The sequence below is a fragment of the Rhodopseudomonas sp. P1 genome (assembly GCF_039642825.1).
Taxonomy (GTDB): Bacteria; Pseudomonadota; Alphaproteobacteria; order Rhizobiales; family Xanthobacteraceae; genus Rhodopseudomonas; species Rhodopseudomonas palustris_H.
The window spans coordinates 3,523,596-3,537,541 of record NZ_CP088006.1 but is presented as its reverse complement, the minus strand read 5'-3'; the positions used below and the strand labels follow the sequence as shown (position 1 = coordinate 3,537,541).

At 64.9% G+C, this 13,946-nt stretch carries 9 protein-coding genes; 6 read left to right on the top strand and 3 right to left on the bottom strand.

What is annotated here, in order from left to right:
- Positions 1-98 precede the first annotated feature (98 nt).
- From LRC39_RS16385 to LRC39_RS16360, 6 genes are all read left to right on the top strand, one after another.
- A complete protein-coding gene (locus LRC39_RS16385; RefSeq protein ID WP_346294973.1) occupies positions 99-959 on the top strand; it encodes a MaoC family dehydratase in 861 nt (286 codons plus the stop codon).
- Positions 960-1,105: 146 nt separating this feature from the next.
- Entirely contained in the window at positions 1,106-1,984 is an 879-nt protein-coding gene (locus LRC39_RS16380; RefSeq protein ID WP_346297521.1) for an SDR family oxidoreductase, read from the top strand.
- Positions 1,985-2,087: 103 nt separating this feature from the next.
- A complete protein-coding gene (locus LRC39_RS16375; RefSeq protein WP_346294972.1) occupies positions 2,088-3,041 on the top strand; it encodes a dihydrodipicolinate synthase family protein in 954 nt (317 codons plus the stop codon).
- Between the two features lie 4 nt (positions 3,042-3,045).
- Positions 3,046-3,837, top strand: a complete 792-nt coding sequence (locus LRC39_RS16370) for an NUDIX hydrolase (RefSeq protein ID WP_346294971.1) — start codon at positions 3,046-3,048, stop codon at positions 3,835-3,837.
- A 153-nt stretch (positions 3,838-3,990) separates the two neighbouring features.
- On the top strand, positions 3,991-6,165 hold the full coding sequence (locus tag LRC39_RS16365; protein WP_346294970.1) for a PQQ-dependent dehydrogenase, methanol/ethanol family: 2,175 nt from the start codon (positions 3,991-3,993) through the stop codon (positions 6,163-6,165).
- 188 nt (positions 6,166-6,353) lie between these two features.
- Positions 6,354-9,056: a PAS domain S-box protein gene (locus LRC39_RS16360; protein ID WP_263988865.1), complete on the top strand. Its 2,703-nt coding sequence runs from the start codon at positions 6,354-6,356 to the stop codon at positions 9,054-9,056.
- A gap of 32 nt (positions 9,057-9,088) precedes the next feature.
- Here LRC39_RS16360 and LRC39_RS16355 read toward each other — a convergent pair whose 3' ends face one another.
- The 3 genes from LRC39_RS16355 to LRC39_RS16345 all read right to left on the bottom strand — a co-directional run bounded on the left by LRC39_RS16355 (position 9,089) and on the right by LRC39_RS16345 (position 13,831).
- Complete coding sequence (locus LRC39_RS16355; RefSeq protein ID WP_107345033.1) at positions 9,089-9,439, bottom strand: GrlR family regulatory protein; 351 nt, start codon at positions 9,437-9,439, stop codon at positions 9,089-9,091.
- A 167-nt stretch (positions 9,440-9,606) separates the two neighbouring features.
- Entirely contained in the window at positions 9,607-11,625 is a 2,019-nt protein-coding gene (locus LRC39_RS16350; protein WP_346297520.1) for a methyl-accepting chemotaxis protein, read from the bottom strand.
- Between the two features lie 889 nt (positions 11,626-12,514).
- Complete coding sequence (locus LRC39_RS16345; RefSeq protein ID WP_346294969.1) at positions 12,515-13,831, bottom strand: hypothetical protein; 1,317 nt, start codon at positions 13,829-13,831, stop codon at positions 12,515-12,517.
- Positions 13,832-13,946: the final 115 nt, after the last annotated feature.

Here is a 13,946-nt window from a genome sequence, read left to right as displayed (position 1 = left end):
GCGCCGCGTATGGCGCATGTGGATTACTTCGTCGCTTCGCTCCTCGCAATGACGGGGAGGCCGGTTTTTCGTCAAAGAGATAAACAAAGGAGAAGCCGATGTCGGCCCGTTATGACGAACTGATGGCGCTGAAGAGTGTCGGCCAGAAATACGCCTACACCGATCGCGACGTGATGCTGTACGCCTATGGCATCGGCATGGGCGCCGATCCGATGGACGAGAAGGAGCTCGGCTTCGTCAACGAGGCGACCTACACCGAGCGTCCGTTGAAGGTGGTGCCGACATTTGCGTCGGTCGCGGCGTGGGGCGCAGGGCCGGGCGAGATGAATCTCAACCGGCTGCTGGTGGTCGATGGCGAGCGTGACATCACCTTCCACCGGCCGATGCCGGTGGCGGCCAACATCACCGCCGATTCCAGCGTCGTCGAGGTGTACGACAAGGGCAAGGACAAGGGCGTGGTGATCCGTCACCAGACCATCCTGCGCGACGAGGCCGGTGAGGCCCTGGCGACGCTGCTGGCGTCGCGCTTCGCCCGCGGCGACGGCGGCTTTGGCGGCCCGGCGCTGGAGCAGCCCGAGCCGCACAAGATGCCGGACCGTGCTCCCGATCGCAGCGTCGACATCTCGACCCGGCCGGACCAGGCTTTGATCTACCGGCTGTGCGGCGACCGCAATCCGCTGCATTCCGATCCCGAGTTTGCGCAGAAGGCCGGTTTCCCGCGCCCGATCCTGCACGGCATGTGCACCTACGGCCTGACCTGCCGCGGCGTGCTGCAGACCTACGCCGATTACGACGCGTCGGCATTCCGGCAGCATGCGGTGCGGTTCTCTTCGCCGGTGTATCCGGGCGAGACCGTCACCATGGACATGTGGAAGGACGGCAACGTGATTTCGTTCGAAGCGCGAGTGAAGGCGCGCAACGTCACGGTGATCAAGAGCGGCCGGACGGTGCTGGGCTGAGTGGAAAAGGACGCTTATTCCGAGTGATGCGTCATGCCCGGACTTGATCCGGGCATCCATCGCTTCGAACAAGATGGATTGCCGGGTCGAGCCTGGCAATGACGACAACAGACGCGGTCAGCGCGCAGCAACAACGGGAGGACGCGATGGGATTGCTCGACGGCAAGGTGGCGTTGATCACCGGGGCGGGCGGCGGGCTGGGTGAGGCCTACGCCAAGCTGTTCGCGCGCGAAGGCGCCGCGGTTGTGGTCAACGATCTCGGCGGACCGCGGGACGGTTCGGGCTCCGACGCCGGCATGGCGCAGCAGGTGGTCGACGCCATCAAGGCCGCAGGCGGCCGCGCGGTCGCCAACACCGCCGACATCTCGACGATGGCCGGCGGGCAGTCGGTGTTCGACGACGCCATCAAGCATTTCGGCCGCGCCGATATCCTGGTCAACAACGCCGGCATCCTGCTCGACCAGACCTTTGCCAAGGTCTCGGAGGCGAACTGGGACAAGGTGATGAAGGTGCACCTCAAGGGCACGTTCTGCGTCACCCAGCCGGTGTTCAAATGGATGAAGGACAATGGCGGCGGCGTCATCGTCAACACCTCGTCGACGTCGGGCCTGCTCGGCAATTTCGGCCAGAGCAACTATGGCGCCGCGAAGGGCGGCATCTGGGGCCTCTCCAACGTGCTGGCGATCGAGGGCCGCAAATACAACATCCGGATCTGGACTTTGGCGCCGGGCGCGCTGACCCGGATGACCGAGGACCTGCCGCGCTACCGCGAGAACCCGGGCGCGGCGCTGACGCCGGAAGGGATCGCCCCGGCGGTGCTCTACATGGTCTCCGGCCTGTCCGGCGATCAGACCGGCAAGGTGCTCGGCGTCTCCGGCCCGCGCGGGGTGCGCGAGATGAAGCTGATGGAGATGGACGGCTGGAAGCCGCCGCACGACGCCTGGTCGGCGGAGGACATTGTGACCCACGCCGGGGAGATTTTCTTTTCGGAAGAGGCTATCAAGGCGGCCGGGCGCCCGCGCTGAACGGGCGCCGTGCGGCGCCGCCCGGGGAACACCCGGCGGCGAGCGCCGGTGCTGCGCAGCTCGACCTGCCGGCATCGGTGAAACCCATCGAAAGGCCCACTTCATGAAGCTCACCCCGGAAGCCGCAGGCACCTTCGCCATCGCGCCGACCCCGTTCCACGACGACGGCAAGATCGACGACGTTTCGATCGATCGTCTGACCGATTTCTACGCGGAGGTCGGCTGTGAGGGCGTCACCGTGCTCGGCATCCTCGGTGAGGCGCCGAAGCTCGATGCGGTCGAGGCCGAGGCGGTGGCGACCCGCTTCATCAAGCGCGCCAAGTCGATGCAGACGATCGTCGGCGTCTCGGCGCCGGGCTTCGCCGCGATGCGCCGGCTGGCGCGGCTGTCGATGGATGCGGGCGCGGCCGGCGTCATGATTGCGCCGCCGCCATCGCTGCGCACCGACGAGCAGATCACCACCTATTTCCGCCAGGCCACCGAGGCGATCGGCGATGACGTGCCCTGGGTGCTGCAGGATTATCCGCTGACGCTGTCGGTGGTGATGACCCCGAAGGTGATCCGGCAGATCGTCATGGACAGCGCATCCTGCGTGATGCTGAAGCACGAGGACTGGCCGGGGCTCGAGAAGATCACCACGCTGCGCGGCTTCCAGAAAGACGGATCGCTTCGCCCGCTGTCGATCCTGTGCGGCAATGGCGGCCTGTTCCTGGATTTCGAGATGGAGCGCGGCGCCGACGGCGCGATGACCGGCTACTGCTTCCCGGACATGCTGGTGGATGTCGTCAAGCTGTCGAAGGCCGGGCAGCGCGATCTCGCGCATAACCTGTTCGACGCGCATCTGCCGCTGATCCGCTACGAGCATCAGCAGGGCGTCGGCCTGTCGGTTCGCAAATACGTGCTGAAGAAGCGCGGGCTGTTGTCGTCGAGCGCACAGCGCAAGCCGGGCGCGAGCCTGACCGACACGGCACGCGAAGAAGTCGATTATCTGCTGTCGCGGCTGGCGCGGGTCGACAAACGCGCCGATCTCGAACCGCGCAGCAAAGCTGCGGAGTAACACCATGACCGTTGAAGCTGCCGCGCGTCCCGCATCGACCATTGTGCTGTTGCGTCAGGCCGCGGCCGGCTTCGACGTGTTCATGATGGTTCGGAATTATCAGGTCGAGTTTGCTTCCGGGGCGCTGGTGTTCCCCGGCGGCAGCGTCGATGCCGGCGACCGCGCCATCGTCGGGCGGCCGGAGCTGTATGCCGGTGTCGACGGATCGGTCGGTCCGGCGCTGGAATTCCGGATTGCGGCGATCCGCGAAACCTTCGAGGAAAGCGGCATCCTGCTGGCGCGGCCGCGTGGCAGCGACGCGCTGGTCGCCGCCAGCCGCGCCGCCGAGATCGAGGCGGCGCATCGCAAGGCGCTGTGTGACGGCAGCCTCGCGTTTGCGCAGATCCTGGTCGACAATGAACTGGTGCTGGCGCTCGATCTGCTGGTGCCTTACGCGCACTGGATCACGCCGGAGAAGCTGCCGAAGCGGTTCGACACCTGGTTCTTCCTAGCCGAGGCGCCGCCCGAACAGCTCGGCATGCACGACGGCGGGGAGACCACCGATTCGATCTGGCTGTCGCCGCGTGAAGCGCTCGACGGTGGCGACAGCGGGCGCTTCACGCTGCCGTTTCCGACCACCCGCAATCTGATCCGGCTCGGCCAGCAGCCGAGCGTCGCCGCAGCACTCGATCACGCACGTGCACAGAGCATTGTGACCGTGCTGCCGATCATGACCAAGGACGGCGACAAGCGTTTGCTGCGGATTCCGGCGGAAGCCGGTTACGACGGCGAGCTGTTCGAATTCTCCGGCGCGTAGTTCGCAGCCGCGGCATCGCAATGCAGCGCGCCGCGCATTGCATTGCGAGATCATAACTGCGTCTGCATCTCGTCCGCATTCTGGTTGACGCTCTCTCGACTGCGCGCAACACTTCCGCTCGGCCCGGCAAGAGGCCGTGTAGGGAGCGAATGCATGAGGAAGCCTGCTGACGCGGTGCGGACTGCGCACCGACCTGTCCAACATCCAGCGATACGATTAGCTGCGAGGCGTCTCGGCGCCGCGGCGCTGATGGCCGCGCTGCTGTCGCCGGCGATCGCCATCGCGCAAGACGCCAAAGGCTCCGCCGCGCATATCCGCGCGGTGACAGGTGCGGTCGACAGCGCGGCGATCGTCGCCAACGCCAAGACCACCAAGGACTGGCCGAGCTACGGCCTCGACTACGCCGAGACCCGCTTCAGCAAGCTCGACCAGATCAACGCCGACAACGTCAAACAGCTCGGCCTGCAATGGAGCTACAGCCTCGGCTCCGAGCGCGGCGTCGAAGCGACGCCGGTGGTGGTCGACGGCATCATGTACGTCACGGCGTCGTGGAGCGTTGTGCATGCGATCGACACCCGCACCGGCAAGAAGCTGTGGACCTTCGATCCCAAGGTCGATCACTCCAAGGGTTATCGCGGTTGCTGCGACGTCGTGAACCGCGGTGTCGCGCTGTACAAGGGCAAGGTGTTCGTCGGTGCCTATGACGGCCGGCTGATCGCGCTCGATGCCGCAACCGGCAACAAGGCGTGGGAGATCGACACGCTGATCGATCACGAACATTCCTACACCATCACCGGTGCGCCGCGGGTGTTCAACGGCAAGGTGGTGATCGGCAATGGCGGCGCCGAATACGGCGCGCGCGGTTACGTCACCGCCTATGATGCCGAGACCGGCAAGCAGGCGTGGCGCTGGTTCACGGTGCCGGGCGATCCGAGCAAGCCTTTCGAAGACGAGTCGATGGAGAAGGCCGCCAAGACCTGGGACCCGGCCGGCAAATGGTGGGAGAATGGCGGCGGCGGCACGGCGTGGGACACCATCACGTTCGATCCCGATCTCAACCTGATCTATGTCGGCACCGGCAACGGCTCGCCATGGAATCGCAACCTGCGCAGCCCGGCGGGCGGCGACAACCTATATCTGGCGTCGATCGTAGCGCTGAACGCCGACACCGGCAAATACGTCTGGCACTATCAGGAGACGCCCGGCGACAACTGGGACTACACCTCGACCCAGCCGATGATCCTCGCGGACATTGCGATCGACGGCAAGCCGCGCAAGGTGATCCTGCACGCGCCGAAGAACGGCTTCTTCTTCGTGATCGACCGCACCAACGGTCAGTTCATCTCGGCGAAGAACTTCGTCGATGTGAACTGGGCGACCGGCTATGACTCGAGCGGCCGGCCGATTGAAGTGCCGGAAGCGCGCTCCGCGGACAAACCGTTCGACGCGATCCCGGGGCCGTATGGCGCGCACAACTGGCACCCGATGTCGTTCAATCCGCAGACCGGTCTGGTGTACCTGCCGGCGCAGGGCGTGCCGATCAATCTCACCGGCGAGAAGGCGCTGACTCAGAACAAGATGGAGCCGTTCAAGTTCGGCTCGACCACGGGCTGGAATGTCGGCTTCACGCTGAACGCGGTGCCGCCGAAGAACCTGCCGTTCGGCCGGCTGGTGGCGTGGGACCCGGTGCAGCAGAAGGAAGCCTGGCGCGCCGAATACGTCTCGCCGTGGAATGGCGGCACGCTGACCACCGCGGGCAACCTCGTATTCCAGGGCACGGCTGACGGCCGCTTCGTGGCCTACAACGCCAAGACCGGCGAGAAGCTGTGGGAGAGCCCGCTCGGTACCGGCGCAGTGGCGGCGCCTGCGACCTACATGGTCGACGGCGTGCAGTACGTCTCGATCGCGGTCGGCTGGGGCGGCGTGTTCGGCATCAGCGCCCGCGCCACCGAGACCGAGGCGCCGGGCACGGTGTACACCTTCGCGGTCGGCGGCAAGGCCAAGATGCCGGAGTTCGCCAAGTATCAGATGGGCAATCTGCTCACTGGCATCGAGTACGATCCGAAGGACGTCGCGGAGGGGACGGCGATCTACGTCGCCGCTTGCGCCACCTGCCACGGCGTGCCCGGCGTCGACCGCGGCGGCAACGTCAAGAACCTCGGCTACTCGACCACCGAGCGGATCGCTCACCTCAAGGACATCGTGTTCAAGGGGCCGTTCCGCGACAAGGGCATGCCGGACTTCACCGGCAAGCTGACCGAAGCCGACGTGGTGAAGATCCAGGCCTTCATCCAAGGCACCGCGGACGCGATCCGGCCGAAGAAATAGCCGTCGACACTCTGCTGCCGCCCGGCTGATCCCGGGCGGCGATCGCTTCCATCACAACCTGAAGACCCCGGCAGCCCAGCGCCGCCCGGGGCTGCTTCGGCGATTGTTGACAGCCCACCGACGCTGTACTGTCGGCGGCGCAAGTGCGGGAGCAGGACGCCCGCACAGGGAGCGCCGGTCTCGTCAGCATGCCAAACGCTGTTTCATCGTTCATCCAGAGCGTGAGGACACGCACGCTCTCGATCGGACAGATGACGTTCGGCAGCTTCCTGTTGCTGCTGACGATCATCGCCGCCACCTCGATCGGCAGCGTGGTGGCGATCCGGCATATCGACCGCACCTTCGGCGAGTTGCAGCGGCTGCAGAGCGTCGGCGATCTCGCCGAAGAGATCGAGCGGCGGATGAGCGATCTGCGCTTTGCCGCGCGACAGGCGGTGACGGAGCCCGGGGCGCAGCCGGCCAGCAAGGTGTTCACCGCCGCATCCGCGCTCACCGAACTTCTGAAGAAGACCCGCCTGGAGCTGGCGCCGGATCAGCAGGAGATGCTCGACGGCGTCACCGAGCGGCTGACCAATTATCGCGACGGGCTGCAGCGCATCACCGAGCTGATGCAGCGCCGCGGCGAGCTGGTGGCGAAGATCCCGGCGCTGCGCGAGGCGTTCGAGGCGACGATCGCCGGCCTGTCCGATCGCAAGCTCGCCGGCGAACTGCATTCGGCCCAGATCAAGGTCGGGGCCGCGCTGCTGTCGCGCGACCTGATGGGCGCCAGCGACGCGGCTCGGCGGATGCGCGCGCTGCCGATCGGCGATGCGAGTGCGGCCCGTTCGGTGCGCGACTACGCCGAGCTGATTGCCGCGACCGCGGCGGTGGAGCAGGAAATCGCCGATCTCGACCGCGACGTGCTCGGCACCGAGGGCCGGCTGATCGGCAAGGTCACCGAACTGCTGCGCGATGCCGCCGCGCGTCGCGGACGGGTGCTGTCGCGCGATCTCGCCCGCACGCTGGCCGAAGACAAGTGGCAGAGCATCGTGCTCGGCATCGCCGGCGTGCTGGTCGGCTGGATGGCGGCGGCCTTCGTGGTCCGCCGCACCGTCGGACCGCTGACGGCGATCACCCGCGCGATCCGCTCGCTGGCGGCGGGGCAGCAATTCACCGCGATCCCGGCGACCGACGTGAAGAACGAGATCGGCGACATCGCCCGCGCCGCCGAAGTGTTCCGCCGCACCCTGGTCGAGGCCGACAACGCCCGCGAAGCTGCGGTGCGGGCGCTCGCCGAGCAGCGGCTCGCCGAAGAGAGCTATCGCAAGCTGTTCGAAGGCTCGATCGACGGCATCTATGTGACCACGCCCGACGGCGCGCTGCTCAACGCCAATCCGGCGCTGGCGCGGATGATGGGCTACGACAGCCCGGCCGAACTGATCCGCGCCACCGCCGACGTCACCACCACGATCTACATCGATCCGGCCAAGCGCGAGCAATATCGCGAACTGATGCAGCGCGACGGCATGGTCCGCGAATTCGAGTATCAGGCGCGCAAACGCAATGGCGACGAGCTGTGGCTGTCGGACAGCGCCGGTGCGGTCCGCGACGAGGCCGGCAACGTCATCCGCTATGAAGGCGCGGTGCGCGACATCACCGATCAGAAGCGGGCCGAGCAGGCGGTCGCCGAAAGCCGGCTGCTGCTGCAGCAGGTGATCGACACCGTTCCGGCGGTGATCAACGTCAAGGACACCGAGCTGCGCTACGTGCTGATGAACCGCTACATGGCGGGCGTGTTCGGCATCCATCCGCGCGACGCGATCGGCCACACCACCGCGGAGCTGATGTCGCGGTTCGGCTCGCACAAGACCGACGCCAACGACAAGCGCGTGTTGGAGACCGGCGAGGGCCTCGGCTTCTACGAGGAGGAGTATCGCGACGCCACCGGCGCGGTGCGGCAGTGGCTGGTCAACAAGATGCCGCTGAAGGATGCCGACGGCCAGATTGAGCGGATCGTCACGGTGGCGCTGGATATCGGCGAGCGCAAGCGCGGCGAACTCGAGATGCGCCAGGCCAAGGACGCCGCGGAAGCGGCGCTGCGCAACCTGCGCGAGACCCAGCAGTCGCTGATCGAAGCCGAAAAGCTTGCCGCGCTCGGCCGCTTGGTCGCCGGCGTCGCGCACGAGGTCAACAATCCGGTCGGCATCAGCCTGACAGTGGCCTCGGCGCTGGAGCGCAAGGCCGCGGTGTTCGCCACCGAGGTGGCGCGCGGCGAGCTGAAGCGGTCGCGCCTCAACGAGTTTTTGGAGACGACGCGCGATGCCTCGTCGCAGCTGGTCGCCAATCTCAACCGCGCTGCCGAGCTGATCCAGTCGTTCAAGCAGGTCGCGGCCGACCGCAACTACTCGGACCAGCGCCTGTTCGATCTCGGCGATCTCACCGAGCAGGTGGTGATGAGCTTGCGGCCGGGCCTGCGCAAACACAATCTGACGCTGAACGTCGAGTGCCAGCCCGGCCTGATGATGAATTCCTATCCGGGCCCTTATGGGCAGGTGCTGACGAACCTGTTCCTGAATTCGGTGGCGCATGCGTTTCCGAACGGCCGTGCCGGCACGGTCGAGATCCAGGTGCGCGCGGCGGGCAACGATCACGTCGTGGTGGCGTATTCCGACGACGGCTGCGGCATGAGCCTCGATGTCCGCCGCCGTGCGTTCGACCCGTTCTTCACCACCCGGCGCGACCAGGGCGGCACCGGCCTCGGCCTGCACATCGTCTACAACATCGTCACCAACCGGCTCGGCGGCCGGCTCGAACTCGACTCCGAGCCCGGTAACGGCACCCGCATCCTGATGACGCTGCCGCGCACCGCGCCGCAGGAGCGCGCCGAACTGTCGGCGGCTTCGGCCTCATAGCGAAGGGCGCGGACGACCGCCGCTGCGCCGCGTCAGTCGGCGGGCGCGAGCCAGCGCAGCGTGGCGCGAAACAGCTGGCTGGATTTGCCGACCAGCGCGGTGCCGGTCATCACCGCGGATTTTCCGTCCGACGTGCCGGTGACGCCGACGCCGACCGGCTCCTTCTGGCCGCCGAACAGCGGATTGGCGTCGGGGCTCGGGGTATGCTGGGTGACGGTGACCTCGCCCTTGAAGCTGTCGCCGGAGACCACGTAGCTGCCGACGTAATACAGATAAGCGTCGCCGCCGAGGATCTTGCCGTCGCGAAACAGCGCCACGCCGCTGCCCTTGCCGGAGCGGCCGTCGAGCAGATCAACGTGGAGCGAATACAGCCCGTTTTTCATCACGTTCCCCGCTGCGCCCACAACTGATCGGACGCACCGTCCCGTTATGCCAAAGCGGGTGAACGGGCGTCAACGTGACAGGATATCCGGTGCCCGCCGGCGCCGCCGGCGAGCCTCCTCGCGGATGGAGCCCTTGGCTCGGGGCGCCGAGGGCAGGGGGGCTATGATCAGGCCGCCCGGACGGTGTTGAGGAACTTGGAGACTTCGGTCTTCAGCCGGTTGCTGTCGGCGGACAGCGACTGGGCCGCGGTCAGCACCTGCGACGAGGCCGAGCCGGTCTCGCTCGCCCCGCGCTGCACGTCGGTGATGTTCGAGGACACCTGGTGCGTCCCTTGCGCCGCCTGCTGCACGTTGCGGGAAATCTCCAGGGTGGCTGCGCCTTGCTCTTCCACCGCCGAGGCGATGGTGGAGGAGATTTCAGACAGCTTCTCGATGGTCGCGCTGATGTCCCTGATCGCGTTCACCGACTCGTTGGTGGCGCCCTGGATGCTGGAGATCTGCTGACTGATATCGCCGGTGGCCTTGGCGGTCTGCTCGGCCAGGGCTTTGACTTCCGACGCCACCACCGCGAAGCCGCGTCCGGCCTCGCCGGCACGCGCCGCTTCGATTGTGGCGTTGAGCGCAAGCAGGTTGGTCTGGCCGGCAATGGTGTTGATCAGTTCGACGACGTCGCCGATCCGCGCGGCCGCCTTCGACAGTTCGCTGACGCGGTCGTTGGTGAGGCGCGCCTGGCTGACGGCGTCGTTGGCAATCCGCGCCGAGTCCTGCACCTGGCGGCTGATCTCGTTCACCGAGGACGACAGCTCCTCGGTGGCGGAGGCCACCGACTGGACGTTGGTCGACGCTTCTTCCGAGGCGGCTGCCACCATCGTGGTGAGCTCCTGGGCGCGCTCGGCGGTGCTCGTCAACGTCGCCGCGGACGCTTCGAGTTCGGTCGAGGCCGACGACACGGTATCGACGATTTCGCCCACCGCGGACTCGAAGCCGTCGGCGAGCTGGATCATCTCCTGCTTGCGCCGCTGCGCCGCGATCTGCTCCTGCCGGGCCTGGGCTTCGGCTTCCTCGCGCGCCTTCTGTTCGGCATTCTTGCTGATCACCACCACCGTCTTGGCGATGTCGCCGACTTCGTCGCCGCGGGTCGCTCCGGGAATCTCGGTGTTGAGCTGGCCCTCGGCAATCCGGCCGAGCGCGCCGTTCAGCCGGGTCAGCGGACGGGCGACGCCGACGAAGGTGAAGATCACCGAGCCGATCAGCGCCAGCATGACGATGATCGCGACCGCGAAGCTGACCCGGTTTGCCTGCACCAGTACGGCATCGGCATCGTCCTTGGCGGCGCGATAATTCTTGCTGGATTCATTCACGGCCGCGCGCATCAGTTCCGCCGACCGGTTGGCGATTCCGAGTGCCGTGGCTGCGATCTCGAGCTTGCCGGCTTCCGATTTCAGAGCGACGGTCGTCAGGTCGTTGAAGGTCTTGCCCGCGGCGGCGAGCTGATCGATCTCGTCGCTCAGCGATTTGTCGGTGACGACGCTTCGCAGCCGGGACAGCGTGTCGTTCAGCTCGTTCGTTCGGGTATCTATCGCCTTCTTCTGGCTGTCCTCTCCGGTGGCGCTGAAGCGCCAGGTCGCTGCGCGGATCGCGTTGAAGTGCGAATCCGCTTCGTAGAGGATCGCTTCAGTTGCGAGGCGATTGGCGGCGGTCGCCGGAGAGGTCCGGATCGCATCGAGCGCACTGCGCCATTCGCCGCTCAGCGCGTTGCGCTTGCCCGTAATCTCGAAGATCTGCCGGGTCGCCTTGATCAGCTCCGCTCCCTGCTTCTCGTAGTCCTTGGTGAGCGCGGCGATCTGGAGCAGGCGATCCTTGTTCTCCTGCTTCACCGTGCGCTGGGCCGCGCTGTCGATCTCCTTCGACATCCGGGCGATCATGTCCGCCAGCGACGCCGCCGGCTTGTCGAGGTCGGCCGGCGCCTTCGCCAGCCGGATATCGCGGAACGCAAGCTGCATGCGGCGCAGTGCGATGTTGGCTTCGAGTGTATGCTCGTTGATGTACTGCTGCCCATCGGCAAGCGCATTGGCAGCCTCGATCTTGCGCTCGGCGACGAACTGATTGGCCAGCATGCCGCCGGCGAGGATGACACCCAGCAGGCCTGCGGCGCCGAGCTTGTTACCAATGCGGTCGAATTTCATCGTGAGACTACCTAATTCGTGGTTGCGTCCGCAAACTGATCGCAGGGCGATTATTAAATGGTGAAAATAGGTTCCCGTAGAACTACCAACCTCGATTCGGGTCGTGATGCCATGGGGCGACGCGCGATGCGGCGATGAGTTGAACGCCACCGTTTCCTGCTCGCTCCGCGAACATCGCGTACGCCTTGTGGATGAGGGGCATAGCGTTACTTGGGGGAGCGGCACGACCGGGCTGATCCCGTCGGTTTTCGCTCATACCAAGGTCGCGATCGCGGGAAGGCGCCGGGGATGTCCCCGCGCGGATTTATCGCATGTGCCGAACGGCAACTTGCGGCGACCCGACCGATCCGGGCGGTCGCGTTTCATCGAAATTCATAGATGGGGTAGTGGGGCGGCGGCTGCATGGAGCCGGGGGCCAGCAGGGTGTTGATGGCGCGCCAGTCAGAACAAAATTGCGAACCCGTAATCATTGAAATATCTATATAATTTATAGTGGCGACTGCCGCGCGCCCGTCGGGCATAAATTGCAGCACCGCCCGCTGTGGCTTTGATCGCGCGCGCCGGCCTATCCACGGCCCCGGGGGTAGAATTAGAGCGTCGATACCTTCGGTGGCCGCCACCTAACGACAGGCGATCCGAGCAATTTGCCAGGGCTGGTTCTGAAGCTCAGTATATTTAACGCCCATAGTGAATTAACTTACGATCTCCGCGTAACCGGTTGCGAATGGTGAGGGCCGTAAAAGTCGAAAGCGAGCGGCGGTAGCGCGGGCCGGAGCAAGGCGACGGCACGGGCCCCGCTTTTCGCTCGCAGCGTTGCCCTTGATGACAGAAGCGGTAAGCCTTGTTTTCTGCGCGAGGGATGAAAGCCGTATGGGCGGCCGACGCGTAACTATTCTGTAACTGGCTGATTGATCCTCAGCGCTCGTGCCGCGGGATCGTCACTGAAATGCAAGACGAGATGATCGTCATCCTCGTCGACGTTGCGTGGCGCCATTTCAATCTTAGACATTGTAAAGCCTTGGTTCAGCCAGCTCTCAAACAAGTTCGGATCGTCCTTTCGTTGGCCCATGAAATGGCGGAACTGGTCAACAGAGATGCGACCCGCCAGGAAATCGAGAAAGGCGCGGGCCGGTACTTTTGCCTTGAAGTCCTTCATCGTCCCCTCAATCGACATGCCTAAATACCAACCGCTGCGTTTTGGCGAGAAAGCGCCCTGCCGAAACAGAGATCGTGCCTGGTAGCCTTCGAACCGTGGACTCGGAAGTGCTCTAACGATCCGATTGAGGCCCTCCGGCGGGTTGTCGAATCCGGACCGCCCGAAGAATGTCGCAGACCACTTTATTTCCCGATTGAGTGTCCAAGGCTGCTGCGGGCGCTGCGGCGCGAACACCACAATTGCGTCGACCCGATCCTTGTGCGCCTGCATAAACCGGGAAAGAATCTCACTTCCGGAAACACGTCGACGGGTGTGATCGATCTCACCGAAGCGGCCCAGGCGGTTCAATAGTGCGGAGCCAACGTCGGTCAGAAAGATAAATCTGAGAGTATCGCGATGGCCGCCCTTCAATTGCGCAGCCTTTCGCTTCAGCATCTTATAGAGAGGGTTATCGTCTATGGAGTGCGTTTCCGGAGGCATGCTCGACCAGACATTATGATAGCGAATCTGCTTATGCACAGAGCGTTCGATCTCAACGTCGAGGCCGGGTTCGACAATATGAAGCTTAGTGCCACTGGCAGGGCCGCTTGCGATCCAATCCTCGATCAGTTTCGCTGCATTCTCGGAAAGCTCATAGTCCAGAGGCGTCAGCCGCCGACGAAAGTAGCGCCCATTTTCGTATCCCTGTTCTTCTCTGAACCGGTAGTAGAGAAATGTGCTGATGCCCTTGCAAAAGCGATCCGCAAACTGACCGATAGCAATCGCAACATTGTCCATCGCCTCTTCGCCTGAAATAGCATTATCGCTCGTTGCGGCAATTTCGATGGCGCAGGGCTTTCCGGGCACGAGTCGTTCAGTGTAGGCGTCGGGACGGTTGCCGCTTCCCCACCATTCGGGCTCAATTTCGAGTTCTCCCAGTTGGCCGATTGCCCAAAGAAGACCCAATTCCATCTCCGCCGGCAATGCCTGTTCGACGCGCTTGTCTTCGAGACGATTCAGCAAGTCGCGGGCCTTGGCGTCACCCAACACGGGATATAGCTCATCCAGCATCAATTGGAGGCGTCGTCGGGTAAATATTGGCATCGCAATAGACTAACTACTTTCATCCTATCGAATATTGCTGCAGCCTTGCCGGATCTTCGTTGCCCGTTCGTTCAACGCAGCA

Bases quoted from the DNA above. Each gene is read 5' to 3' on its own strand.
- LRC39_RS16345 (WP_346294969.1), bottom strand. From the start codon at position 13,831: ATGCTGGATGAGCTATATCCCGTGTTGGGTGACGCCAAGGCCCGCGAC.
- LRC39_RS16360 (WP_263988865.1), top strand. From the start codon at position 6,354: ATGCCAAACGCTGTTTCATCGTTCATCCAGAGCGTGAGGACACGCACG.
- LRC39_RS16365 (WP_346294970.1), top strand. From the start codon at position 3,991: ATGAGGAAGCCTGCTGACGCGGTGCGGACTGCGCACCGACCTGTCCAA.
- LRC39_RS16355 (WP_107345033.1), bottom strand. From the start codon at position 9,439: ATGAAAAACGGGCTGTATTCGCTCCACGTTGATCTGCTCGACGGCCGC.
- LRC39_RS16375 (WP_346294972.1), top strand. From the start codon at position 2,088: ATGAAGCTCACCCCGGAAGCCGCAGGCACCTTCGCCATCGCGCCGACC.
- LRC39_RS16370 (WP_346294971.1), top strand. From the start codon at position 3,046: ATGACCGTTGAAGCTGCCGCGCGTCCCGCATCGACCATTGTGCTGTTG.
- LRC39_RS16380 (WP_346297521.1), top strand. From the start codon at position 1,106: ATGGGATTGCTCGACGGCAAGGTGGCGTTGATCACCGGGGCGGGCGGC.
- LRC39_RS16350 (WP_346297520.1), bottom strand. From the start codon at position 11,625: ATGAAATTCGACCGCATTGGTAACAAGCTCGGCGCCGCAGGCCTGCTG.
- LRC39_RS16385 (WP_346294973.1), top strand. From the start codon at position 99: ATGTCGGCCCGTTATGACGAACTGATGGCGCTGAAGAGTGTCGGCCAG.